Below are 24,957 nucleotides of genomic sequence, written 5' to 3'. Positions count from 1 at the left end.
GCACACGGTGAACGAATCGCCCGTCGTCGTACTGCTCGATCCTTTGCGGCCGCATGTCTTTCCGCTTGCGGCACTACCGTTCTTGTCCGGTGCGCTGGATATCGACGCCGACGTACCCGAGTCGGTTCGCAGCGCATTACCGACCCCGACACCCGGCGCCACCGTGACTGTGATGATGGACACCCCAGGCCAGAGGATCGAGTCGTTGTTCGTTTCCGGTGTGAGGGTGATTCGTGCCGAACCAGTTCACGGCGATCGGCTGGTGGAAGCGGCGTCGATCATGGACCGATTGTGGAATCGAGGCGGTTGGGAGTCGACTCAAACACACGAGAGTCTCTCGGTTTACCTCGTTGAGGAGACCTACGAGGTGCTCGACGCGATTCGAAGCGACGACGAGAGCGATCTCCGTGAGGAACTCGGCGACCTGTTGCTCCAGGTGTTGTTCCACTCGCGGATCGCCCAATCACGCGGCGTTTTCGAATTGGATGACGTGGCCGGGGCGCTCATCACGAAGCTGGTTCACCGCAGTCCGCATCTCTCGACCTCGGGCCTCGTGGACATCGATGAGCAGGAACGTGCATGGGAGGCCCTCAAGGCGCTGGAGAAGGCACGTAGGTCCGCGATGGACGGGATCGCGGAGAGCCAGCCGGCCGGCCACTTGGCCGAGAAGTTCGTGAGCAGAGCGTTGCGGGCCGGATTTCCCGAGGAATTGGTCCCCGCGGACCTCCTGGACATGTTGGCGGACCATCGGGAGCTGGAGGCCCGATTGCGCGCAGAGGCAGAGAAATTCGCCGCTGACGTCCGCGTTGCGGAAAGTCGTATTTCTGCTGGCAGGAACCATTCGGACGGCCAGGTCGGGCCGCCCACGAATGCTGAACAGTGGTTCGCCGCCTGGGAAAACTGCGACCGAACGTGACGAATGATCTTATGTGGGGGGGCACAATTGCACTGAGTCGCGGAGAACCCGCAAATCTTGCGTGGGGTTCTGGTGACCAGCTTCGCCCGGTGAGCGGGTAGCGGCGTCGGGGGTGGGCGCCGACACGATCCGGCCATCTTCGATCCATTGTGAGTAACGGATTCACCGGACCGCCGATAACTCACAGCGGGAGTGTGGAAAACGTTTTTGCGTGTACGCACAGGGGCTTTGCACGCCTCCTCCGTCCGGTTTGTCGGGCTTTTCCGCAATTTTCTGGTTAACGATAGGTTTCGCGCCCTCGATGAGTGCGCTAGAAACAAACCTAAGGTATGTTTGCATCCAAGAAGTTTGACGCAGGGTACGATTTCCTGAATTTAACCAGGTTGGACCTGGTTATCGAGGGGGATCTACGGTCAGGTCGACTTGAAACCGTGCGTCTCCGAGAACAGCAAACTGCGGGGTGTTGCTGCGATCGGATCGCAATGTTGGTTAACGGTCAGCGACTCAAATGAGAACTGGCTCCGACCATGCAGCTGTTCGATGACGAGAAAGATTGACTATCCATGAGCGTTCATGTCGGGGTGGAAACCAAGTCCGAGCTATCGCCTGTCCGTGCGTTCGGTCCCGTGTCGAGTTCGCCGGCGAAGGTCGGTGAGGACTGGAGACAGGAATACAGGCGTCGCATCGCCGTCACTGACTCCGTCACTGTCGTGTTGGTTATCGTCCTTGCACAGGTCGTGAGCATGTGGCCGCACCCCATCGAGTGGTTGACTCCGATGAAGGTAGGCGCGTCGGTGACGCTCGGCGGACTCTGGATGATCGCACTCGCTCGGGGTCGCAGTCGCCACCAGTCGATGCTGGGTGAGGGAAGCGACGAGTACGAGCGCGTACTTCTTGCCACCGGCCAGGTGTTCGGGCTCGGCGCTCTCGCGGCCATCGTTCTGGGTGTAGGCATTGCCCGGAGTTATCTCATGATCGCACTCCCCGTCGGACTGGGTGCGTTGCTTCTCGGCCGCTACCTGTGGCGCCGTGACATTCTGCGCAAGCGCTCGTCGGGTAAGTGCCGAAATTCAGTTCTGCTTGTCGGTGGGCACGCGTCCGTCGTGGCGACAACTCGCTCGTTCGTCCGTAACGCATCGGCAGGCTATGACGTCGTGGGCGCGTGTATCCCTCGCCGTGCTACCGCGGTTGACGACCACATCATGGTCGATGGAACGCGAATTCCGGTTTTCGGCAACGAGTTCGAGGTAGTCGACGCGATGCGTTCGAGCATCGCTGACACGGTCGTCGTCACTGGCACGGAAGACTTGGGTCAGGTTGGACTCCGCACCCTCATGTGGGATCTGGAAGCCGAGGGCGTCGACCTCGTAGTGTCGCCGGTTGTTGCTGATGTGTCCAAGGCGCGACTGATGTTCCGTCCGGTTGCCGGGCTGCCCCTCATCCACGTCGCGCGGCCGCGGTACGAAGGTGCGAACCATCGTCTGTCAGCCGTCTTCAACGCCATGTTCTCGGTTCTGATTATTCTTCTCGTGTCCCCAGTCATGGCGGCTGCGGCGATCGCGGTGAAGGCAACGTCCAAGGGATCCATTTTCTACAAGGCCGAGCGCATCGGGCTGAACGGAAAGCCGTTCCCGATGTACAAGTTCCGGACCATGGTTCAGGGTGCAGACCAGCAGGTGACCGATCTTCTCGGCGACAACGAAGGTGCAGGCGGGGTTCTGTTCAAGATGCGCGCAGATCCCCGCATTACGCCGGTGGGAAGGATCCTTCGTCGCCTCAGCATCGATGAGCTGCCACAGTTTTTCAACGTCCTGCGTGGCGAGATGAGCGTTGTCGGCCCGCGACCGCCGCTGCGGCGTGAGGTTGAAATGTACGACGACGAAGTTGCCCGACGCCTGTACGTGAAGCCGGGTATCACCGGGCTGTGGCAGATCAGTGGACGTAGCGATCTTTCTTGGGAAGATTCGGTCCGTCTCGACTCCTCCTACGTTGAGAATTGGTCTGTGGCGCAGGATCTTTCGATTATCGTCCGAACCGTATCGGCTGTCGTGAAGAGCGATGGGGCCTACTGACACCGAAAGCCGCCGGGCCATGCTTGGAGACAGAATCTCCGAGTATGGCCCGGTTTGGTTGGTCGCGATATCAACTCGATCAGCGGCGCGAGATCACATTTCTCAAGTAGCCCGCGGTTTGGTAGACGTAGTTGAAGGCCCAGGTGCCGATCGGAAGATCGGGGCGGCTCGCGACCATCAGCAGTTTCCCCGAGAAGCTCTGCGAAATGATGAACCTCGCACGGGAAATGTGCGGAACGAAGGTCACGACGATCACGGTGTGCCAATTGTGCAGCTGAGCGAGCCGCTCGATCTCGATGCCCTCACCCTCGGTGGTCGACGGTGAGGGCACAAAACAATCAACTTCGAAGTCGACTGCCGGCTTGCACAACGATCGCATCGTGTGGTCGTTGTCGCCGTATGGATTCGAGAAGACGATGCGTGGCGCGAAGCCCTGCTTCATCAGTTCGAGCCCCACTTCTTCACGGCCGTCGTGCGCACCGCCGAGCACCACAACGGCGTCAGCGGTTCGAGGTGTGTCGATCTTCGGGGCCACATATACCGGCCATCCTGCGATCGTGACGAGGGTGAGTACTGACAAGGATGCGCCCGAAATCTTCAAGGCTTTTGATTGTTTTCCGATAGACCCGATCATACTTTGAATCGAGGATCCCTTTGATGAGTGCGAGACAAGTACCCGGAACCGTGGCTGGAATTCGCACGGTCAGGGAGGCTTTCGGACACAACATGTATGGACTTGTGCCGCCGGACGGTCTGCACATCATGGAAGACGGGTGGTGGATTGCGCTCACGGGTGCTCCGGATCCAAGTTACAACTTGGCGCTCGTCTACGACGGGAACGTCCGTAAGAATGCGTCCGAGGTGTTGGAACGGGTTCTCGCAGAGGAGACGCGGAGCGTCATCATGCTTGCCGGCGCTGGGTTGAACGCTGCCACCGTCATGGCGGACGCGGGCTGGGTCTGTGTTGCGTCGAGTCCGTTGCGAGCAATGCCGAACATCCCTTGGGAAGCTGACTCCAGCGTCAAAGTGCTCGATGGCGCGGAGCTTTCCGGCGCACGCGAACTCGCTGGAGACGTGTTCGGCGTCGATCTGGCGTCCGCGGAACTCGTGTACTCGTCGAAGTACACAGACGGGCGCGTGGAACGGTTAGTCCTCGGATTGATCGAAGATGGGGACCTGCAGACTGCGGCAATGCTCTCGTTCGGGCAACCGATCAGCACGGCTTGGGCGGGCGGCACGCGTACGACCGGACGACGGAAGGGTCACGGGTTGCGCGTTGTGCGTCAGGTGGCCAGAACCGCATATTCCGAGGTTGGGGAGGGCTCGGTGTGCTTCCTCGGTAGTGACGTCGGCAACGGCTTGTACGACGCGGCAGGTGCCGAGATCATCGAGTACTGGCAGATGTGGTCGAGGCCTCGTTGGCTGTTGGGTAACTGATTGACCGACTTCGGGTATGTTTAACTGGATTCAGCAAACTATCAGTTTCTTTTCGCTGAAGGTTTTAGCCGATTGTCACACTGGAGGTAACTGACGTGTCAGAAGTGCGGGCGAGGGACGCTGCGATTCGTCGTGAGCTAGGTGTCCCACCGACCTTCGATCTGGTTGCGCACGTGCGCAACCTTGGTCGGGTCCTCCTTCCAGCACTCGTACTCGGACTGTTGGTGAGTGGCGCGCTGTACATGGTGCGGGGCAGTGCGACGCCGGTCTACGAGTCGAACATCGTCGCCGAAGTTCAGGCCGGCTCGCAGGTCGTCATCACCGATGCGAATCTCGGCCAGTTGGTGGCTCCGTACGTCGCACTGGCGACCGACAACGCCGTTGTCGCAGATATTCAGGCTCAAATGGGCGATGCCTGGAGCGGTGTGCCTGTCTCTGCTTTCATGGCGGTCACGCCCGGAACCACGCCGTCACTCCTGTTCGTGAAGGCAACTGGATACAGTCAACTCGAGGCCGACAAGTTGGGGCGTGTCATCGTCAAAGCTCTCGACGATGCTCAGAGCAAGCGCAATGCCGAGACTCTCGTTCGTCGAACGAAGACCCTGAACGACGAGGTCGCACGACTGAATACCGAACTGTCGGATGCGCGGCAGGAAAGTATCGACAACTATGAAACACCGGTCGAGGACACGGCCGTCAGAGCTGATCTGGACGCCAAGCTCGAACAGCTCAAGCAGATGACGACCGATGCGGGCTCGGGCGATCGACTGGAATTGCTGTCGGCGCCTGCCGGGTCCGGACTACCGGTCGCCCCCAAGCCCTTTGTGGAATCGGCTGTTGCCTTCCTGGCTGTGACCATCCTTGCTGCCGAGATTCTTGCCGCCTGCCGGGGTCGATTCGGCACACGCATGACCGACGCCTGGGCGCGTCGCGCGGCGAAGAAGTTCGGTACGTCTCTGTTGCTTCAGCATTCGCCGACCGCCGAGATGCCGTCGAATGTCGCTTTGACGGTGACTCAGCGTGCAAGTCTCGGTAGTCACGTATTGGTGTTGTTCGGTGAAGGTGTCGCCATGGATTCGTGGGTGGTGCCGGAGGGGCTGCGCTCGCGCATCTCGCAACGTTCGTTGTCATCTGACTGGTGGAGCACAGTCGATTCCAATGCGGTCGACTTTGCCCTCGTGGTGGTCTCGGTTCTCGATGCTGATCAGAAGGACGTCACCGACTGCCTCCGCGCGTTGGCCGAAGTAGACGTCACACGATCGCTCATCCTCGTGGGGCCCGCCGTGTCGGAGTCTCTCATCGCTTCTGTACGAAGTCGATTGGGCGGAACGGGCAGCGTCGGCGCCGCCCCCCGACCCAGAGCCGAAGGTCACGCGGATTCGTCGAAGAAAGGCGAAGGAAGCGGGCAGCCAGACACATCCGGGGCTGCCAGGGCAGCAGAGCCTCTCGGACCACCACCTGCGCAGGTCGAACTGGACGGTCTCAACGAGCGAGCGAAGCTGAGTCGCGCTGCACGCGCACCGTCTCCGGCGTCGCTCGACTCGATGGATGGCAAGATGCGTGACATACGGAGCCGTGATGTGGGGAACCCTGAACCCTGGAACGAGGCCGCGCCGGTAGGTAGCGACCGGCGCCGGCCTCACACCGTGGACGGGCAAGCGTGGCGTCGTAACCCCGCTGACGGAGACGGAGCGGCCAATCTTGGTGCAGGAGTCGTTTCTTCATCCGAGTCGTTCGAAATGATCGATCGCCGAGCCCGTCGGGATTTGATCGATTCGGCAACCGTGACTATCGATCGGAACCGCCTTCCCGGCGCAGAGGACAATGGAAAGCCGGACGCGGCAAAGAATGACGACGATTCGCGCAACGTCGAGAAAGATGACAGCGACGGACGCGGAGTTGATGTCGCCGATGGAGACGACATCAACTCCGAAATGAGAACCGAACGAATTATGCTGACCACCAGAGATATTTCGGCGGCGCGTGAGCGGCGAACTGCTTCGCGAGTAAACCTGGCACGCACGGAGCCTAATGCAAACACATCGAAAAACTGATCGACGGTGTCAGTATCAAATCTTCGGTGAGCTGCAACCGCCAATGGCTTGTTTGACCGCTGCCAGGGCGGGTTTGGCGGTGTAGTTCATCGTCACCATGCCAAAGTTCTGTTCAATGTCCGCCGTGTTGGTGCCGCGGTCGCGCATGCTGTACACGAATATCCGTTCGATGTATCCGAGTATCTTCGCCTGCGCGAACCCATCGGCCAAGATACTTGCTTGCAATTGTGGACTGACCGCGGTCGGGCCGTTGCCGGTGGGGGCGCCGAATTCGGTAGCCCAGACTTTCTTGGCACCGTCACCGTTGGCGACCATGGAATCGTGCATGAGCCGGATTCGGTAGAAAGTGTTCCACTCCTGTGTACTCGCGTCGGAGGGGAGGGCGGGCCAGCTGTATGGATGGATCGAGAAGACATCGAAGGACGATTTCGCCCCGGCGGCGTACATACCCTTGAGGTACGTCACCGGCGAGATGTCGGAGCCATTGTCGACGGCCGGCGAGAGGCCTCCGTTGAGGATCTTGGCGCCCGGTTGCACCGCTCTGATGCTCGCCGCCGCGGCCTTCAACATGGTCGTGTACGTATTGACGTTCGGCTTCGGCCGGAAGAACTGGGTGAGGTTCGGCTCGTTCCAGATCTCCCAAGTGCTGATCTTGGTTGAATAGCGTTGTGCTGCTTGCTGTGCGAACTTTGCGAAGGCTGCGGTGTCGGACGGGTATCCATGGCTGTCACTTGCGCCCGCCACTCGCGCCCAGGGCGGGGTGTACGTGACGATGGCAAGTAGTGAGAGTCCTTGGAGGCGCGCTCGGTCTACGATGCGGTCGGTTGATGCCCAATTCTGCTGTCCACGTGTAGGTTCGACTACCGACCAGTCGATGTCGAATCGAAGCCACGTGGTGCCGGCATTTTTCATGGCGACCAGTTCGGCATCCAGATCATTCTGGGACAGGGTGTTCAGTGGTGCTCCTGCCGCGATTCCCAGACTCACGGAACTGCAGGTTGTTGCGGGGGGAGTCGAAGTTGTTGTCGGAACCGGCGCCGGTGCGCAGGCGTTCAACGAACCGATCGTAAATATCAGAGCAACAGCGAGGAGTAACCGAAGTCGACTCACGTCGACCACCTTCCTTCCACAGTGGATGCAACACCAATGACCAAGCGGAACCGGAAATTGCCGAACTATCCGGCAACTAGCAGGGTTGCACGAAATCGCTTGTTAGACAGAAGTCGCCAGGTCTTTTCTTCAGCACCTATGACTGCTTCCATGGCTTGGTGGAATGCGCCGGTTGGTATTTTTCGGCTTTGGCCGACTGTGGATGGATTCAGTGATTCTTTTTCAGGTACATCCGCCAGTTTTGCTGGCATCTTCGAGAACTTTCATTGCCGGCTTCGGTTCGAATGCGGCATCCAACAATCCGAAGTTTTGTTCTCGGTCTCCCTTGTCGATTCCGCGATCCACGAGGCTGTAGACGAATAGCTTCGACACGTAGCCACCCCGACGGGCTTCGTTGATTCCGTCGCGGAGAATGGCTGCCTGATCGGCTGTGGTAACAGAGGTCGGATCGTTACCGGTCGGCGAACCGAATTCGGTCGCCCATATCGTCTTGGCGGCGTCGCCGTTGTCGATCATGGTCTGGCGCATTGTTTTCATCCGAAAGAACGCATTCCAACTCTTGGTGAGTGGGTCCGAGGGCATGGCAGGGAAGCTGTACGGATGCATTCCGACGGCGTCGAAATGGGTCCGTACTCCTGACTGGTACATCTCGGAAAGGAAGGTGGTGGGACTGATGTTCACACCGTCGTCGGGGGCCGGTGAGAGTCCACCCGAAACTATCGTTGCATGGGGCTGAACCCGCTTGATCGCCGCGCTGGAGAGGGACAGAAGTGTCGAATAGTAGGTGGGGTCCGGCGCGGGATTGAAGAACATGTGGAGGTTGGGTTCGTTCCATATTTCCCAGGCCGAAATCGCATCGCCGTAGCGCTGGGCGGCGATGGCCGCGAAGGTGGCGAACGTCGCGGGGTCGGCTGGTTTGGTGTGCGAATCGGAGGCGGGTGCTTTCGAGTCCCGTGCCCACGCCGGCGTGTACGTGATCAGAGCAAGTACTTCGAGCCCTGCCGATTTCGAGGCCTCCACAAGTCGATCGGTACCCGACCAATCGAACTGCCCTTGCTCAGCTTCGATGGACGACCAGTCGACGTCGAATCTGACCCAACTCGAGCCCGAATCCCGGACTGCGTCGACGTTGATCTCGATATCGGATTTCGGGAGTGCCGTATAGCCGGCTCCCAGAGCGATTCCGAGGTCATCGATGGGCGGCGCTACCGGGCAAGGTTCGTACGACGTGGACACCGACGAATGGAGTAACGCTCCGACGGTCACGAGAACTGTGGCGACTGCGGCCATCCGAACATATCTAGTCATTGACGAGTTCCTGCAGCATCGCGGGTAGATTCTTCTTGATGTCGTAGCGCTCGACTACCCGCCGCCGACCCTTTCCGGCAAGTTCGGTGCGGCACGCGTGGTCCGCCAGCAGTCTGGATATCTCGGACGCCAGTTGAGATGCGTCGCCAACCGCGACCAGCGAGCCGGCGCCGTCGGCGAGAACCTCGCTCGTACCGCCGTGGTTCGTTCCGATAACCGGTACACCCGCGCTCATTGCTTCGAGAAGCACCAGAGGTCCCGCTTCCGGTGACGTGCTGGCCGAAATAGCCAGGTCCCATCGCTGCACGGTGCTCAATGCATCGACATGGCCGAGGAACCGAACGCGGCCGGCGAGATCCGGGAGCGCTGAACGGCGTTGCAACTCTTCGACGTACGTTTCGTCGCCCGGGAACGCGGTGCCGGCGACCTCCAGAGTGATCTCGGGTATTTCGGCTACTGCGTCGAGCAAGACCTGGTGGCCTTTCCACGGCGTGATCGAGCCCATGATCCCGATGACTCCTGTTGCGGGAGAATTGATGTCGACGACGTCGGCCGGTACCGGGACACCGAGCCGCGAGATAGTGGTGTGAACACCGAGCTGGCGCACGGGAACGGCGGTGGGTCCGGACACTGCGACAGCTTTGACGATGGCAGGCTTCGCGATTCGAACCACGATTCGTTGCTTGGCGCTCGAGAGGGTGTCGTGTACCAACCATGTGGCACCGCCGTCGACCCCACCGAGTCTGATTGCCGGAAGCGCGAACAGCGAATTCACTATGACGGTCGCATTCGATCCTCGTGTTCGGGAGGCAATGACACGTCCGGCTTTACGCCAGTTCTTCACGACCGTCGTGATCGCGGAGATGCGGTCGAATCCGCTTTCACCGCGTAGGCCCAGAACCGGGAGTTCGATGATTTCGGCAATGTCGGCCGCGCGCTTGCGTAGCGGTCCTTCTGCGCATGCGAGGACTACGGAGTGCCCGCGTACTTTGGCCAATCGCATGAGTTCGAGCATGACAAGTTCGGCACCGGACACTTCTCCGGTGTGACTGACGAATACGAGCGTGCGAGTCACGCATTTCCTCCACGTGGTCTGACGAGTGAGGTCAAGGACTTTCCGTCCGAGATGGGGAGCATTGCGACGATTCCGATCATCATGATCGGTGCAACGAGCGAAACAGCGAGCCATGGAATTCCGAATCTGTCCACGCACAGCGTTCCCAGAACGACTACGCCGGCGCAGACGGCGGAGATGATCGTGAACGGCACTGCCGGAAAGAGTTTCCGAACGGGGAGTGTGTGAAATACCACTATCCAGATTGCCGCGAAGAGGAGAATCTCGGTGGCAACCGTGGCGATTGCGGCTCCGTTGAAAGACATTCGGGGAATGAGGACCAGGTTGATCACAACATTGATCACCAAACCGCCGATGGCGATCCAAGGATACGTGCGGTGACGACCACTCGCGACCAGGACCATGAGACCCAACTGGGTCAGCATGGAAAAGCAGGTTCCCAGGACGAGGAGACGAGTGGATGTATCGGCGGCAGCAAATCTCGAGCCGTACAGCAGGGCAAGAACTTCGGTTGCGGCGGGCCAGAATGCGACCAGTGCGGCACTCCCCATCAACGTGAGCACGATGAATGCCTCGCGACTGCGCTGCCGGAAGACATCGAGCTGGTCCGGCCAAGCCGATACCAGCAGGGTCGTGACCGGGGTGACCACCGTGATCGCGACTATCGACAAGAGGTCGGCGAACTTGTAGCCGATGGTGTACAGACCGACGGAATCGAAGGTGTCGAGCTTACCGAGGAGAAGCACGTCTACTTTCGACAGCAGTGTGACGAATGCGAATCCGATGCTCAGCGGTATCGCCTCGATGAGCATTTCGCGCCATCGCCGAAACTGGACGCGTGACGACGGCCGCGGTCCGGCGATCCCTTTTCGCACTCCACGAATTTTGATGACGGCGGCGACTACTTCGTTGGCGACGGCTGGAAGGACAAGAACGACAAGTACCGGGTTCCACAGCACCGCGGCGATAGTCGCGATCAATTGGACAAGCTGTCCCAGGCCTTCGGCGATAGCCACATATGTCATTCGCAGACGGCTCTGGTACATGACGGAAAGCGCGTGGCTCGGTGTTGCGACCACGACGACCAAGCCGGCAATCGCCGTTGCTTCGACGACGTCGGCGGGGTAGCCGAGAACCCATACGTATCCGACTGCCAACACGTATCCGAACAAGCCGAGGGCGATACGAAGCGAGATGAAGGCCGACGTGACCAGAGATACGTCCCACGGGTTGCTCTCGACCAATTTCGCGAGGACGACTCTACCGACGCCGAGGTCGGTGATGACGGACAAGAGCCCCAGCAGCCCGAAAATCAGTGAGAACTGGCCGAATTGCTCCGGGCTGATCGATCGAGCGATCAGAACGGAGCCAATCCAACCCATCGCGGCGACGGCAACTCGGCTCGCCAGCATGATGACGGTGCTTCGACGAGCTGCATTCGCAGTCAGTTCCGGAACGGACGGGCCGTGAATCTTGGCCGCTCGCTCCAGGCTTTCCCGCTCGAACTTGTCGACGGCAGCCTGTCGGAGTTCGGCGAATTCGCGTTCCGAAACTCGGCTGACCGCGGATTGTCGACGCTTCGTCATGAATGCCAACTCACACGCTCAGTCCCGCTGATCGATAGCTGTCGACGGTGAGTTCAGCGGTTCGAGTCCAGGTCGATCGCGCCGCGACTCCAGGTGCCGCGGATCGAAGGGTGCGGTTGAAGTCGGCGTCGTCGATCACCGATCGGAGTGCTCGAACCCAGGAATCCTTGTCGTGAGTTTTCACCAGGACAGCGCCGTTGTCGGCGAAATCGGGGAGCGCGCCTACGGCGCTGGCGACCACCGCGCCGCCACATGCCATGGCTTCGAGCGGTGGGAGTCCGAATCCTTCGTATCGCGACGAGTACGCGACGGCCGTAGCCGCTGAATACAGTGCGGGAAGATCCTCTGTTGCAACGTAACCGAGGCCGACAGAGTGTTCCGGAGCATCGGGTCCCGTGGAACCGGAACCGGCGAGAAGAATCGGTATGTCCAGTTCACGGCAGGCGTCGGCTACCAACGCGACATCCTTGCGGGGCTCGATCGTCCCGACTTGGAGTACAAATCGTTCGGGAAGACCGAGGCGTCCCCTTACATCCGCGACTTCGGCGTCGGTGGGCACGGTGGCCCACGGCGCCGGCGCCAGGGGGGTGACCACAGCGTCGCGACCACTCAATGCTTTGATGCGTTCGGCCGTGAAGTCGGATACCGCGATGATGACATCTGCCTTACGCAGCGCCATGGACAGAAGTTGTCGCTCGCCGGTGGCCCGAAACTTACTGAATGCCCATGGGACGTCGAACACTGACATGTCGTGGAAGGTCGATACGGTCAGGCCTCGCTGCCGTAACGGAATATCGACGTCGAGACTGTGGAAGAGGTCAGTTCCGCTGATCGGGACCATCGCCCACGCTGCTCGGCGGACGCCGGCGACGACGGGACGGCTGATCGGTTCCATCGCCGGCGGAAGCTCACCGATTGCGTCCTGTTGCACAGTGGCGCTCAGCTTTGCGGAAGCGCCGATCAACGGAACTAGCTCGGAGAGGAGCTCACGGGCGTAGGTCTGGACCCCACCACCGCCGGGTCGGAGGGCCATGGCTCCGTAGGTGATTCCGGACCGAGTGTCGCGGTTTTCTCCGAGTGATGTTGGCTCAGTGCGCATCCTGCGGTTCCTATCAGTAACCAGAAGTAAAGGTCGAGTGGAAAAATTTCGAAGTAGGTCGAGACCAGGGACGCGACGCATGCGGCGATGATCGAGGCACTCACGCCTAACGAGAGAGCGCCGTCCTGGCCGGGGAGGATGCGCGATGCACGGAGTCCCGTGACGGCCGCCGACACCAAGATCAACGTGAATACCCACAGCCCGATCGGTCCCAGCTCGACGGCGACCTTCATGTAGTAGTTGTCAGGCTGGTACGGGATCAGACGCAGCGTCGTAGCTGCCTTGATCGTCAATGTGTTGATCATGGGATGCGCCAGTTCCGCGGCCTTCGCTGCAGCAGACCCGGTCGCGCCGACACCTTGTCCGAGTGGATTCACCCACAGTGAGCTGACCGTCTCCGACCAACCGTTGCCACGTTCCTCGAGACTGTTCGAGGAGAACAACGCTTTCATCACGGAAGTGGGCGTGAGAAGGAGAGCGATCGGGATTGCAGCGGCTGCGGCAGCGAACAGCACCAGCAGCGACTTGTACTTGTAGATCGCCAGCCAGAGGAGACCGGCAGCGAAACCGATGTAGCTGGCCCGCACGATGGACACCCCCATACCGGCGATCATGATGGGCGTGGCGGCAAGGAAGATCATGTTCCGCAGACGCGTCGGCTCGTTGAGACTGACGGACAACCCCACAACTAGGCTGAGCATCACGTACAGGCCGAATGCGAACGGACCGGTGAACGTGCTGAAACTCCGCAGAATCCCACCGGTGATACGTATCTCCTCGGTGTAGCTGTACCCGAGACTGACGAGGAATTCGGGTCCGACCACTTGTTGAAGCAGACCGACCACTGCGGCGAGGATTCCCACCCCCATCAGGATCGAGACGAGATGATCACGATCCTCACGAGTGAACGGCGCGCGCCACAGAATGAGGGGAAGCAGCATGTAGAAGTAGGTGATCTTGATCGAGCCGAGACTCCCCAGACCGGACAGGGTGAATGCCGACACGCACCCCATCGCCACCCACACGACTGCTGCGGGCCACCACGGCATCGACGGCCGAATGACTCCGTGGCGATTCGGGCTCAGGAAAGCGCATATCAAGGTGAGGAGGATGAGACCTTCCTTCCACCCCGCCAACGCCGTGCCGTTCGGGATGATCGCCAGCAACCCGTGCAACGGGGCGAACAGCGCCACCAGCAGGACGCCACGCTGTGGCCGCTGGTAAATGGCCGCGCACACGACGGCACCCAGTACCGCACCGATCAGCAGGGTGGCGATATTCACATCGACCGTCCGCTCGTCGTTCGCGAGACGCACTGTCCCGGTTTCGATCCTCCGAACTGGGTGGCGACGGCGGAAACTGCCGAGGACTGGATGAGGGTTCGAAGGTCACGGTGATATGCCGGGTGGTCACCGACGGGCGCCATGATGGCGTCGAAGTCGTACCCGCGACGAGCCATTCTGGCGATCCCTTCGGGCCCACGCTGTTGCCGGAACCAATCGACATCCGCCGGCGAGAGAACCACCGTCGCGTGCACGCCCTTCTTGTCGAGTGCATCGAGCAGCACCTCGGGAACCTGGGTAATTCCCCTCTGCCCCAACAGCTTCCATGCGAGGTACGGCAATCGGGACTGTAGTTGAGCTTTGAGGGAGGCCTTGAACGGCAGCTTCTGCTTCTCGCCGTCAGAAATGGCCCGCGGAGCCTCCGGCAACACGGCGTCGACGAGCGACTTCTTCCGTCGTACCGACCACAGGATCATGTCGACGAGAACGGTGGAACGGGCGCCGACTTTCAGAGCGACCGATGCTGCGGTCCAGCCGCCGGAGCACAATCCCGCCAGAATCAGATTCTTGGGGTCCGCGCCCAGAGCGTCGACGGCAGCCAGGGCGTCCTCGTCGGCGTTTCGGGAATACACAGCGGTCGGCATGTCGGCGCGAATCGGTCCGGTGTCACCGACACCACGACGGTCGAATCGAAGGCTGGTCACCCCATGTTCAGCAGCCTCACGCGCGATAGTCACCCATGAGCGGCCTGGGCCACAGCGGTGCTCCACAGCTGTGGTGTAGAACAACAAGCCTCGCTCGGGAGTGGGCGGGGCCAGAGTGCCTCCAGGCGATTCTGTTCCAGCGGGATGGGTACGTATCGCAAACAGTTTGCTGGGTCCCACGCGTTCGAGTGATTCGAAAACCTCGTCGCCACTGGGTGTCACTGCGACACGTGCCGTCGTGGTAATCGCCGGAGTGAAAGCGTGCGAAGTCACCGGGGCGTGCTCAGCCACCCATTCGGCCAGTTCTTCGATGTGGTCGTAAGGAATGTCGACGTAGAAACTGGGGGGCGAGGTGAACGCGTCGTGGTTCTCCAAGATCATCATCTCGGGATCGAGAGTTGCTGCGAGCCCGGCGACAGCCCTGCTCTCCACTACCGAAGACTTCACGGCCAGAAGCGTGTGCGGGCGTCCGAGAAATGGCCCGGTGATGCGGAGACGTGACAATTGGTCGGCGCATTCGGGTGCCAGCACGCCACCCATGATCGACACGCGTGAGTCGGTGGGATCGTCCTCTCCGACGCTGATCGCATAGAACGCACGTTGTTCCCTGAGGTAGTTGCGGCCGGTCAGAATTGGGTCCCACAGGACTATCGAGTTGACGGTCCCACATGCCTCCAATGCCGACGCTGCCAGTAGTGCCCCTACCCTCAGTCCAACGATGCTCACGGATTCTGCGCCCGCCCGTCGGACGTAGTCCACAGCACTGACAATGCTCTCCAGCCAGAAGGTGAGAGCGACAGGATCGTCTTCTGCGCCGGCTGAGTCGCCGACTCCCGCGTACTCGAAACGAAAAGCAGCCATTCCTCGTGCCGCGAGTTTTTCGCCGAGTAGTCGCATGCCGCGATAGGTGTCGATGTGCTCCTTGCCCAGCGGGGGACACATGACCACGGCTTCACGGGCAGTGCCCGAGATGGGTACGTGAACGAATCCGAGCAACGGCTTGTCTGCCGACCCGAACCATGTGGCCAGTTGGGTCTCGATGGTGATCACTCCCGGTCAAGTTCGGTTGCCTGTATGTTGCTGGTAAACATACCATTGGCCCGTTTGATCGCGTAGAGACAGTCTCTAGGTCTGTGAAGCGTAGAAAAAGCGCATAGGAGTCCGAAATGTCAGGTGTACTCGTCCACGAATGGATCGAGCGTTCAGGCGGCGCAGAGAAGGTGCTGGACGAGTTCGTCAACTGTTATCCGGATGCTGACCTGTACTGCCTGTGGAACGATGCTCCGGGGCGTTACTCGACGACCGATGTCAACGAAAGTATGCTCGCTGCAACACCATTGCGCCGTAGCAAAGCGCTCTCATTGCCCGTCATGCCGTTCACCTGGCGAGGGTTGGAGAATCGCGGCTATGACTTCGCGCTGATCAGTTCCCACGTGTTCGCCCATCACGCAACATTCAAAGAGCAGTCTGCGCGATTCCGGAAATTCGTCTACGTGCACACCCCCGCCAGGTACGTGTGGAATCCGGAACTGGACGAGCGTGGAAACTCGCCACTCGCGAGGCTGGGATCACCCATTCTGCGCAAAATCGACCGCAAACGGGCGTCAGAGGGGGCTTCGTTCGCAGCGAACAGCGAGTTTGTTCGTCGGCGGGTCGAGCGCGCCTGGGGCGTGCAATCGCGGGTCATTCACCCCCCTGTGGACGTCGATCGGATCTCCGCCGTCGATGATTGGCGATCCAGATTGAGTGAAAACGAGCTTCAGCTACTATCCAGTTTGCCGTCGCCATTCGTTCTCGGTGCCTCCAGGTTCATTCCGTACAAGCGATTGGACTGGGTGATCCGGGCAGCCGAGCGGGCCGGGACGGCTGCTGTCATCGCAGGGTCGGGCCCGGAAGAGGATCGGCTCCGCGCAATGGCTGACTCTGCGTCGGTTCCCGTTCGAATTGTTCGTCGCCCCTCGGATGCGTTGCTTTTCGCGCTGTATCAGCAGGCACTCGCGTACGTCTTTCCGGCGATCGAAGACTTCGGAATCATGCCGGTGGAGGCGATGGCTGCGGGTGCGCGCGTGATTACGAACAGCATCGGGGGAGCGTCGGAAACCGTGACACCTGGTGTCGATGGACTCCATTTTCACGACGACAGTTGGGAATCGGTGGCCGAGTGCATCCGAGATATCGCCGTGGTAGACGTGAATGGTGCACGCTCCCACGAGAAGTACTCCGTGCGCAGATTTCGTTCCGAGATCGCTACCTGGACTGGTGTCCCGGTCTTCGGCTACGCGAACAGCGTGGAGCCCCAGTAGCTCCCGTCGGCGAGACCACCAGGGCAGGCGAAGACTGCAGAACCGACGTGCTGGATGTATTCGTTCAACGCATCGTGCCGCGAAAGGTTCTGCTGCATCGGAACAAACTGCTCGACTGGATTCCGGCAATACGCGACGAAGAACAGTCCCGCGTCCAGGTGGCCGAAGCCGTCGGAGCCGTCGGTGAAGTTGTATCCGCGGCGCAGGATCTGAATCCCACCGAGTTCCTCGGCCGAGGCCAGGCGCACGTGTGAATTCTCTGGGATGACGTAGTCGTGTCCCATTTTGGAGTCGAGATCGAGCTCATCGAACTCGTCTTTGCCGCCGAGCGGCGCTCCTCTCCGTTTGGAGCGGCCGATGACGGCTTCCTGTTCCTTGAGAACTGCGCGGTCCCACTGCTCGATCAGCATCCGAATGCGTCTGGCGACGAGGAACGATCCGCCCGCCATCCAGGCCTGATCGTCGTTGGGGCCGACCCAGACGTGCTGGGCGAGCGCGTCTGGATCTTCTGCCTTGATGTTGGCGGTTCCGTCCTTGAACCCGAACAGATTTCGTGGTGTCGCCTGCGTCGTCGAGGTCGAGGACGTTCGTCCGAACCCGAGTTGCGACCATTTGACCGACGCAGTCCCGAAAGCGACTCGTGCGAGGTTGCGGATCGCATGCACGGCAACCTGGGGATCGTTGGCGCACGCTTGGATGGCGATGTCACCCCCGCTGCGGTTCGCATCGAGGTTGTCCGCACGGAAGTGGGGAAGGTCCAGTAGGGCAGCAGGTTTCTTGTCCGCGAGCCCAAAACGGTCGTCGAAAAGGGACGGTCCGAATCCGATGGTCAGGGTGAGTTGCGACGGCGCGAGATCGAGTGCCTCGCCGGTATCGCTCGGCGGTGCGTACGGGCCGTCGCCGGTCGCGCCGTCCTCGGTTGCTTCCTGACCCGCAGTCATTCGTTCGGCCATCGCTGTCCACGTCTGCAGCAGCGTGATCAGTTCGTCACGTGATTTCGTCGTTACGTCGAAAGCGACGAAGTGCATGCGATCCTGGGCCGGCGTCGTGATGCCTGCCTGATGTTCACCGCGGAAGGTCACCACATCTGCGTGATTTGCGCCGGAATTGTCGTCGGCGGTCACCCGTCCGATGACGGCACCGGCACCGGCCAGGACTGCGCCGGCTCCCACGGCGCCGAACAATCGGCGTCGTGAAACTCCCTGCGGTGCTGTGTTTTCCGCAGCGGGCGTGCCTTCTGGTGAATCAGTCATCTACTGCCCCGCAACTACTTCCTGGACCTGGCTGACCTCGGCGGACAGGGCATCGATTTTACGTGAGAGTTCCTGACGCTGCGCCTCGGTAACGGTGTCGTAGTAAACAAATCCGTCGCCGACGCGGAATTGTGCCAGCGCGGCGTCGAGGTCGGCGAATCGGTCGGCGATGCGCTGGGCGAGCTCGGGATTACGTTCCTGCAGAATCGGGTTCAGTGCCGCGATCGCAGCTTGCGAGCCGTCGACGTTGGCCTGGAAGTCCCACAGGTCGGTATGCGAGAAGATGTCTTCCTCACCGGTGATCTTGGAAGTCGAGATCTCGTCGAGCAGTCCTTGGGCGTCGCCGGCGATCTTGGTTGGATCGATCGTGTAGTCCTCGGCGTTCACCTGATCGGCAAGATATTGAATGTCTTCGAGCAGTTGATCGGCGACTGCGTTGGTATCCGGCTGCAGTCCGGTGACCCACAAATCCTTCTCGAGGCGGTGGAATCCCGTCCAGACCTGACCGGGCTCCAGATCTGCTTCGCGCAGGTCCAGCTTGGGATCGAGTTCGCCGAAGCTCTCGGCTTCGGGCTCGATGCGCTCGTAGTAGGTACGTGCGATCGGGAACAGTGCCTTCGCCTGGTCGACGTTGGCGGACTGGACGGCGGCGACGAACTGAGCTGCGGTGTCCTGCAGCGCGACGATCTGGCTGCGGATGTACCGCCGGTAACCGTCGGCAGCTTCGGCGAGTTGGCCGCTCTCGTCGGTGGCCGCCTGCGAATCGCCCGTGACGACGAAGTCCTGACGGATGCCGGTTCCGACCATGCCCGGCTTGCATGCGAGTTGATAGGTCGCAGCCTCGGGGAGAGAGACGATCAGCTGCCGGGTAAGGCCGGGGCCGATGTTCTCGACTTCACCCATCGCTCGATCACCCTCGGCGAAGACGTAGAACTCGGTGACCTTCGAGCCGTTGTTCGTCACCTGGAACGTCGAACTGCCAGTAGTTCCGGTGGTGGCACTGACGTCACACGAATCGTCGGTGGCCGTGACGACGATGTCGCCGTCGCTCGCCGTCGTCTTCTCGGTGCACGCGGCGAGGGAGAAGGGAAGTACCGCAGCCGTGGCCAGTACGAGGGTGGATTTACGCATGTCGGCAATGCCTCTCAGGATTTCTCGGGAACGTGTGTGTCGTGCGCAGGCGGGGTTGTCGGCGCCGAAGGGCTAGACGGAAGGGGACGCAGGAAGAGCGCGAGGACGACTACGAGGTAGACGACCCACGCGACGGCTTGCAGGACGGTCGGGTCCGGGCGGAAGTTGAAGATTCCGGCGAGGACGGTGCCGTACCAGGTCGACGGGTCATAGCCGGGCGTCAGGTTGAACGCGAGATTCGAACCGCCCGGCAAGACGTTTCCGGTCTGTAGAGCGCGAACACCGTACGAAAGGATTCCGGCGGCAACCACGATAAGGAAGATCGCTGTGTACCGGAAGAACGTCGTCAGGTTGAGACGGAGGGCGCCGAAGTACATGGCGACGGTCAAGACGGCGGCCACGAGGATTCCGAGGAGCAATCCGACCAACGGCCAGGAGCTGCCCGCGGTGTTCTCGGCATATCCGACCATGAGCAACGCCGTCTCGACGCCTTCACGACCAACAGCGAAGAACGACAGCGACAGAATGGCGACGGGGCCGGCGATCAGCGCCCTTTCCATTCCGGCTTTCAGATCCCCGGAAATGTTCTTCGCTGCCGTGCGCATCCACAGGACCATGATCGTGACGATGACAACGGCGATCAGGGAGGCAACGCCTGCGATGATCTCGGCGGTCAAGCCGTCGACCGTCGATGTTCCGTAGTGGATCGCGAAGAAGATGATCGCCACCATCGCGACGGCGATCGCGACGCCGAGCCACACCCATTTGAGTGCGTCCTTGCGCTGAGCCTTCACTAGGTAGGCAGCGAGAATCATCACCACGATGCCTGCTTCGAGGCCTTCGCGCAGACCGATCAGGCCACTACCGAATAGCTGAGTGGCAACTGACGGTGTGCTCGCGGCAGCGAGTACCGACACGGGCACGGGCGACTCCTGACTGAGTGGGTGAAACAGGTTCGGACAGCTTCATCAGGCTAGGCCAGCCTTAACTCAGAAAAAGATACTCCACAATCAGTGGGGAACCATGCCCTGACCTGTACTTTTGCTGTTCTTTACCAATGGATCGGGGAGTAGTTCGCTCGCATGTGGATGATGGAAGGGTGTACCGAACCTCCTCTGCCCGCAGAAGTCCCCGGCGTCTCTCGCGAGCCGTCGCCGCAGTAGCTGCCGGAACAGCTTTGCTGGGCGTAGGTGCCGTCGCGTGTGGATCGAACGAACCGAAGGTTGCTATTCCCGAGGGCATACCCCCAGGTAGCGGCTCTCCGACACCGCCGATCGACATCAACGCTCCCGGCCGCAGTGCTGATCAACTTGCCGATTGGGCGGCAGGATTGTCCGACGACATCGGGATCGGTACCACTGCGCTCGAGGCATACGGGTATGCCGCTGCGGTCATGGCCGAGACGCTTCCCGGCTGCGGAATCGGGTGGACAACTCTGGCCGGTATCGGCAGCGTCGAGAGCCGCCACGGGACCTACGACGGTTCGTCGGTCGACGCGTTGGGTCAAGTCGCCCCGATCATTCGGGGAATCCCTCTCGACGGTGGCCCGGGAGTTGCCGAGATTCCCGACACCGACGGCGGAGCGATGGACGGCGACCCTGTGCACGACCGCGCCATGGGGCCCATGCAGTTCATCCCTGAGACGTGGCTCAAATGGGGTGTCGACGCCAATGGTGATGGCCGCGTGGACCCGGACAACATCGACGACGCCGCGCTCACCGCTGCCCGTTACCTGTGCGCACGCGGGGGAGACCTCACTACCGCTGCCGGTTGGCAGCAGGCGCTGATGGCGTACAACCTTTCGGGCGACTATCTCGCGCTGGTCCGAGATCGTGCGGCGGCATATTCAGTCGGGGTTCGACCGGACTGACGGTGATCTACCGCAGGTCGGGGCCATGACCGCGCGTCGATAAAGAAGCCTTCGGCCGGTGCGGTTAGGCTGTGTGCTGGCACTACAGAGGTGCTGGCACTGCAGAGGCCCAGCCGCGATCGTGGTCCTCTGTCGACCGGAGGGGTCGGAGCCCAAGTGTCAAGCACGCAGTGCGTGCCCCAATGCGAAGCCCATTCGAAGGAGAACCACACAGTGGCCAGTATTGAGCAGGTCGGAGCTCGCGAGATCCTTGATTCCCGTGGCAACCCCACGGTTGAGGTCGAGGTTCTGCTCGAAGACGGAAGTTTCGCCAGGGCTGCGGTGCCGTCCGGCGCTTCGACCGGTGAGCACGAAGCCGTCGAACTGCGCGACGGTGGCGCGCGCTACGGTGGCAAGGGCGTCGAGAAGGCCGTAGAGGCTGTGCTCGGCGAGATCGCTCCCGCCATCATCGGCATCGACGCGACCGAGCAGCGCACGGTCGACCAGGCGCTGCTCGACGCAGACGGCACCCCGGACAAGTCCCGCCTCGGCGCAAACGCTTTGCTCGGTGCCTCGCTTGCCGTCGCTCGCGCCGCTGCCGAGTCCTCGGGCCTGGAGCTGTTCCGTTACGTCGGTGGCCCCAACGCTCACGTACTCCCCGTCCCGATGATGAACATCCTCAACGGTGGCGCACACGCCGACACCGGTGTCGACGTCCAGGAATTCATGGTTGCGCCCATCGGCGCCCCGAGCTTCAAGGAATCGCTGCGCTGGGGCACCGAGGTCTACCACGCCCTGAAGTCGGTTCTCAAGGAGAAGGGCCTCTCCACCGGCCTCGGTGACGAAGGCGGATTCGCTCCGGACGTCGCTGGCACCAAGGAAGCACTCGACCTCATCACGATCGCCGTGAACAAGACGGGCCTCAAGCTGGGCACCGACGTCGCGCTCGCTCTCGACGTCGCCGCTACCGAGTTCTACACCGACGGCACCGGCTACAAGTTCGAGGGCAAGAACCGCACGGCGGCCGAGATGGCGGCGTTCTACGCCGACCTCATCGACGCATACCCGCTCGTCTCCATCGAGGATCCGCTCGACGAAGACGACTGGGACGGCTGGGTTGCGCTCACCGATCAGATCGGCAACAAGATCCAGCTCGTCGGCGACGACCTTTTCGTCACCAACCCCGAGCGTCTCGAAGAAGGCATCGTCAAGGGCGCGGCCAACGCACTCCTGGTGAAGGTCAACCAGATCGGCACCCTGACCGAGACCCTCGACGCTGTCGATCTCGCTCACCGCAACGGTTACAAGACGATGATGAGCCACCGGTCCGGCGAGACCGAGGACACCACCATCGCCGACCTCGCAGTTGCCGTCGGCAGCGGCCAGATCAAGACCGGTGCTCCGGCCCGCAGCGAGCGCGTTGCCAAGTACAACCAGCTGCTGCGTATCGAGGAGAACCTCGGCGATGCAGCACGTTACGCCGGCGAGGTTGCGTTCCCGCGCTTCGCTTTCGAGGCCTGACAGAAATCTAAGATTCAGTAGTGTCTGCACAGCGCGGTAAGCCACGATCCCCCGGCGGAAGTCCGGGGGGTCGTGGTTCCCGTCGTGGAGACACACCGTCTCGTGCGCGTCGTGACAGCGCTCGACGCCCACGCGCGTCGGAACCGGCATCTTCGGTCGATCCGGCAGCAGTTGATTCCGCTGCGACAGACCCCGCGCAACCGGGGGTCTCCGCCGCGAAAGCGTCGGCGCGCGGGTCGAAGTCGGCCCGGGGGAAGAGCGGAACCAACAAGTTCTGGTCTCGGCTTCCGAAGTCGGACAACACCATTTTCGGCTTGTCCACCAGTCGGGCCGTGGTGCTCGCGATGGTTGTGCTCATGCTGGCGCTGACACTGGCAGTGCCGCTGCGTACTTACATCAGCCAGCGTTCGGATGCCGCGCAGGTGGCGGCCGAACGTCAGGTGCTCGAGGAAGAACTGCGAAAGCTGCAAGGCCAGAACGCGCGCTTCGACGACCCTGCGTACATCGAAGCTCTTGCACGAGAACGCCTTCGGTACGTCAAACCGGGCGAGACCCCATTTCAGGTTCAGCTTCCCGGTGACTACAAGGAACCCGAGAAGAAGCAGGAAAAGGAAACACCGCTGACAGGTCCGTGGTATCGCGATCTGTGGCAAACGATTTCGGAACCGCCAGTGGTTCCCGAGACGATGACACCGGCCCCGATGCCGTTGGCGCCGATAGAGCCAGAAGAACAAGGAGTACCCACCGGGTGAGCAACACGTCCGAAAATTCCCCACAGGTTTCACAGGCGGACCTCGACGCCGTTGCCGCTCAATTGGGCCGTGAGCCACGCGGAGTGATCGAGATCGCGTACCGCAGCCCGGACGGTCAGCCGGGCGTCGTCAAGACTGCCCCCAAACTTCCGGACGGAACACCGTTCCCGACGTTGTACTACCTCACCGATCCGCGACTGACGGCCGAAGCGAGCCGTCAGGAATCCGCCGGCGTCATGCGTGAGATGACCGAACGCCTGACTCAGGATCCGGAACTTGCCGCGGCCTACCGGCGGGCATACGAGTCGTACCTTGCCGAGCGGGACGCGATCGAATCTCTCGGAACCGACTTTGCCGGTGGTGGGATGCCGGATCGTGTCAAGTGCCTGCACGTGCTGATGGCGCATTCGCTTGCCAAGGGTCCCGGCGTGAATCCGCTCGGTGACGAGTCCGTCGCGTTGGCCGGTCACGGAAAGCTCCGCGGCACTGCAATTCCCGCGGACTGGCCTGGCATCGACGATGCCGACAACACCGACCAGTGACTCGCCGTGTCGCCGCAGTCGATTGCGGTACCAACTCCATTCGACTGCTGATCGCCGACGTCGGCGCCGACGGTCGTCTGGTGGATGTCCGGCGCGAGATGCGCGTCGTGCGACTCGGTCAAGGTGTTGATGCGACAGGGACATTCGCGCCCGAGGCCATCGAACGCACCCGGGTCGCGCTGGTCGAGTACGCGTCGATGATTGCCGACGCCGGAGCAACCGCCGTTCGCATGGTCGCCACCTCGGCTACTCGCGACGCTGCGAATCGGGAAGACTTCTTCACGATGACGCGGGACGTGCTCGGTGCGGTGATTCCCGGATCAGGAGCAGAGGTGATCACCGGCGATGAAGAGGCACGCCTCTCGTTCAGCGGTGCTGTGGGAGAACTCGATCCGTCCGAGGGCCCCTTCGTGGTGGTAGATCTCGGCGGCGGATCCACTGAAGTCGTCCTCGGCGGTGCTTCAGGCGTCGAAGCTGCGTACTCCACCGACATCGGCTGCGTGCGCGTCACGGAGCGGTGCCTTCCGTCGGATCCGCCTACGGCAGAGCAGGTTTCCGAGGCGACGGCTTTTGCGACCGCGAAATTGGCCGAGGCGTTCGAGGCCGTACCCGTCGAGAAGGCGCACACGTGGGTGGGTGTCGCTGGAACCATGACGACGCTGGCCGCGATCGCGCAGGATCTTCCGGAGTACGACGCCGAGAAGGTGCACCTGTCGAGGATTCCGTTCAATCAACTGTTCGACGTGTGTGAGCGCCTTATCGTTATGCCTCGAGTTGAGCGTGCTGCCTTCGGTCCGATGCATCCGGGGCGGGTAGACGTCATCGGCGGCGGAGCGATCATCACCACGGTGCTGGCTCAGAGCTTCGAGGCCAAAGCCGGGATCACCGAACTGGTTGTCAGCGAACACGACATCCTCGACGGCATCGCGATGTCGATAGCTCAGACCGACCCGATAGTCTGA

Annotated in this window: 21 protein-coding genes; 10 read left to right on the top strand and 11 right to left on the bottom strand. The window is 61.3% G+C overall.

Annotated elements, in window-relative coordinates:
• Positions 1-7 precede the first annotated feature (7 nt).
• Together R4P65_RS15915 and R4P65_RS15910 are read left to right on the top strand one after the other, a co-directional pair.
• Entirely contained in the window at positions 8-916 is a 909-nt protein-coding gene (locus tag R4P65_RS15915) for a MazG family protein (RefSeq protein ID WP_317827227.1), read from the top strand.
• Between the two features lie 563 nt (positions 917-1,479).
• Positions 1,480-2,988 (top strand): sugar transferase, encoded by a 1,509-nt coding sequence (locus tag R4P65_RS15910; protein ID WP_317827226.1) that lies wholly within the window; start codon positions 1,480-1,482, stop codon positions 2,986-2,988.
• Positions 2,989-3,067: 79 nt separating this feature from the next.
• Here the strand turns inward: R4P65_RS15910 and R4P65_RS15905 are convergent, their stop codons facing one another.
• The gene (locus R4P65_RS15905) at positions 3,068-3,568 is read right to left on the bottom strand and encodes a YdcF family protein (protein WP_230814239.1); all 501 of its coding nucleotides are present in this window, start codon (positions 3,566-3,568) and stop codon (positions 3,068-3,070) included.
• A gap of 77 nt (positions 3,569-3,645) precedes the next feature.
• Here R4P65_RS15905 and R4P65_RS15900 point away from each other — a divergent pair, with 77 nt between their 5' ends.
• Positions 3,646-4,425 (top strand): hypothetical protein, encoded by a 780-nt coding sequence (locus R4P65_RS15900; RefSeq protein WP_230814238.1) that lies wholly within the window; start codon positions 3,646-3,648, stop codon positions 4,423-4,425.
• 95 nt (positions 4,426-4,520) lie between these two features.
• Positions 4,521-6,479, top strand: coding sequence for a hypothetical protein (locus R4P65_RS15895; RefSeq protein ID WP_317827225.1), 1,959 nt, complete (start codon positions 4,521-4,523; stop codon positions 6,477-6,479).
• Between the two features lie 15 nt (positions 6,480-6,494).
• Here the strand turns inward: R4P65_RS15895 and R4P65_RS15890 are convergent, their stop codons facing one another.
• From R4P65_RS15890 to R4P65_RS15860, 7 genes are all read right to left on the bottom strand, one after another.
• Positions 6,495-7,466 carry a cellulase family glycosylhydrolase gene (locus R4P65_RS15890; protein ID WP_317827224.1) on the bottom strand — a complete coding sequence of 324 codons (972 nt, stop codon included), beginning with the start codon at positions 7,464-7,466 and terminating at the stop codon, positions 6,495-6,497.
• A 345-nt stretch (positions 7,467-7,811) separates the two neighbouring features.
• A complete protein-coding gene (locus R4P65_RS15885) occupies positions 7,812-8,897 on the bottom strand; it encodes a GH39 family glycosyl hydrolase (RefSeq protein ID WP_230814235.1) in 1,086 nt (361 codons plus the stop codon).
• Positions 8,890-9,972 (bottom strand): glycosyltransferase family 4 protein, encoded by a 1,083-nt coding sequence (locus tag R4P65_RS15880; protein WP_317827223.1) that lies wholly within the window; start codon positions 9,970-9,972, stop codon positions 8,890-8,892. The genes R4P65_RS15885 and R4P65_RS15880 overlap by 8 nt, the downstream gene beginning before the upstream one ends.
• Complete coding sequence (locus tag R4P65_RS15875) at positions 9,969-11,558, bottom strand: flippase (protein ID WP_317827222.1); 1,590 nt, start codon at positions 11,556-11,558, stop codon at positions 9,969-9,971. Before R4P65_RS15875 ends, R4P65_RS15880 begins: the two co-directional genes overlap by 4 nt.
• A 10-nt stretch (positions 11,559-11,568) precedes the next feature.
• Complete coding sequence (locus tag R4P65_RS15870; protein WP_317827221.1) at positions 11,569-12,591, bottom strand: glycosyltransferase family 1 protein; 1,023 nt, start codon at positions 12,589-12,591, stop codon at positions 11,569-11,571.
• Positions 12,528-13,973: an O-antigen ligase family protein gene (locus tag R4P65_RS15865; RefSeq protein ID WP_317827219.1), complete on the bottom strand. Its 1,446-nt coding sequence runs from the start codon at positions 13,971-13,973 to the stop codon at positions 12,528-12,530. The genes R4P65_RS15870 and R4P65_RS15865 overlap by 64 nt, the downstream gene beginning before the upstream one ends.
• Positions 13,937-15,694, bottom strand: coding sequence for an alpha/beta hydrolase family protein (locus R4P65_RS15860; protein ID WP_317827218.1), 1,758 nt, complete (start codon positions 15,692-15,694; stop codon positions 13,937-13,939). The genes R4P65_RS15865 and R4P65_RS15860 overlap by 37 nt, the downstream gene beginning before the upstream one ends.
• A 116-nt stretch (positions 15,695-15,810) precedes the next feature.
• On the opposite strand from R4P65_RS15860, the gene R4P65_RS15855 reads away from it, so the two are divergent.
• Entirely contained in the window at positions 15,811-16,947 is a 1,137-nt protein-coding gene (locus tag R4P65_RS15855) for a glycosyltransferase (RefSeq protein ID WP_317827217.1), read from the top strand.
• Here the strand turns inward: R4P65_RS15855 and efeB are convergent.
• From efeB to efeU, 3 genes are read right to left on the bottom strand one after another with little or no spacing between them, the layout of a single operon-like run.
• Entirely contained in the window at positions 16,920-18,200 is a 1,281-nt protein-coding gene (efeB, locus tag R4P65_RS15850; protein WP_317827216.1) for an iron uptake transporter deferrochelatase/peroxidase subunit, read from the bottom strand. The two genes, R4P65_RS15855 and efeB, sit on opposite strands and share 28 nt — an antisense overlap.
• Positions 18,201-19,331, bottom strand: a complete 1,131-nt coding sequence (efeO, locus tag R4P65_RS15845) for an iron uptake system protein EfeO (protein ID WP_230814227.1) — start codon at positions 19,329-19,331, stop codon at positions 18,201-18,203.
• Between the two features lie 14 nt (positions 19,332-19,345).
• Positions 19,346-20,248, bottom strand: a complete 903-nt coding sequence (gene efeU / locus R4P65_RS15840) for an iron uptake transporter permease EfeU (protein ID WP_230814730.1) — start codon at positions 20,246-20,248, stop codon at positions 19,346-19,348.
• Between the two features lie 140 nt (positions 20,249-20,388).
• Here efeU and R4P65_RS15835 point away from each other — a divergent pair, with 140 nt between their 5' ends.
• The 5 genes from R4P65_RS15835 to R4P65_RS15815 all read left to right on the top strand — a co-directional run bounded on the left by R4P65_RS15835 (position 20,389) and on the right by R4P65_RS15815 (position 24,957).
• The gene (locus R4P65_RS15835) at positions 20,389-21,201 is read left to right on the top strand and encodes a lytic transglycosylase domain-containing protein (RefSeq protein ID WP_317827215.1); all 813 of its coding nucleotides are present in this window, start codon (positions 20,389-20,391) and stop codon (positions 21,199-21,201) included.
• A 213-nt stretch (positions 21,202-21,414) separates the two neighbouring features.
• The gene (eno, locus tag R4P65_RS15830; RefSeq protein WP_230814225.1) at positions 21,415-22,701 is read left to right on the top strand and encodes a phosphopyruvate hydratase; all 1,287 of its coding nucleotides are present in this window, start codon (positions 21,415-21,417) and stop codon (positions 22,699-22,701) included.
• Between the two features lie 20 nt (positions 22,702-22,721).
• Entirely contained in the window at positions 22,722-23,453 is a 732-nt protein-coding gene (locus tag R4P65_RS15825; RefSeq protein ID WP_317827214.1) for an FtsB family cell division protein, read from the top strand.
• Positions 23,450-23,995 (top strand): DUF501 domain-containing protein, encoded by a 546-nt coding sequence (locus R4P65_RS15820; protein ID WP_214885201.1) that lies wholly within the window; start codon positions 23,450-23,452, stop codon positions 23,993-23,995. Before R4P65_RS15825 ends, R4P65_RS15820 begins: the two co-directional genes overlap by 4 nt.
• Positions 23,992-24,957 (top strand): Ppx/GppA phosphatase family protein, encoded by a 966-nt coding sequence (locus R4P65_RS15815; protein ID WP_317827213.1) that lies wholly within the window; start codon positions 23,992-23,994, stop codon positions 24,955-24,957. The genes R4P65_RS15820 and R4P65_RS15815 overlap by 4 nt, the downstream gene beginning before the upstream one ends.

This window comes from Rhodococcus sp. IEGM 1318 (assembly GCF_033142465.1).
Taxonomy (GTDB): Bacteria; Actinomycetota; Actinomycetes; order Mycobacteriales; family Mycobacteriaceae; genus Rhodococcus_F; species Rhodococcus_F qingshengii_B.
Note: the sequence above shows the minus strand (reverse complement) of the source record. Positions and strands in the feature narration are given on the sequence as shown.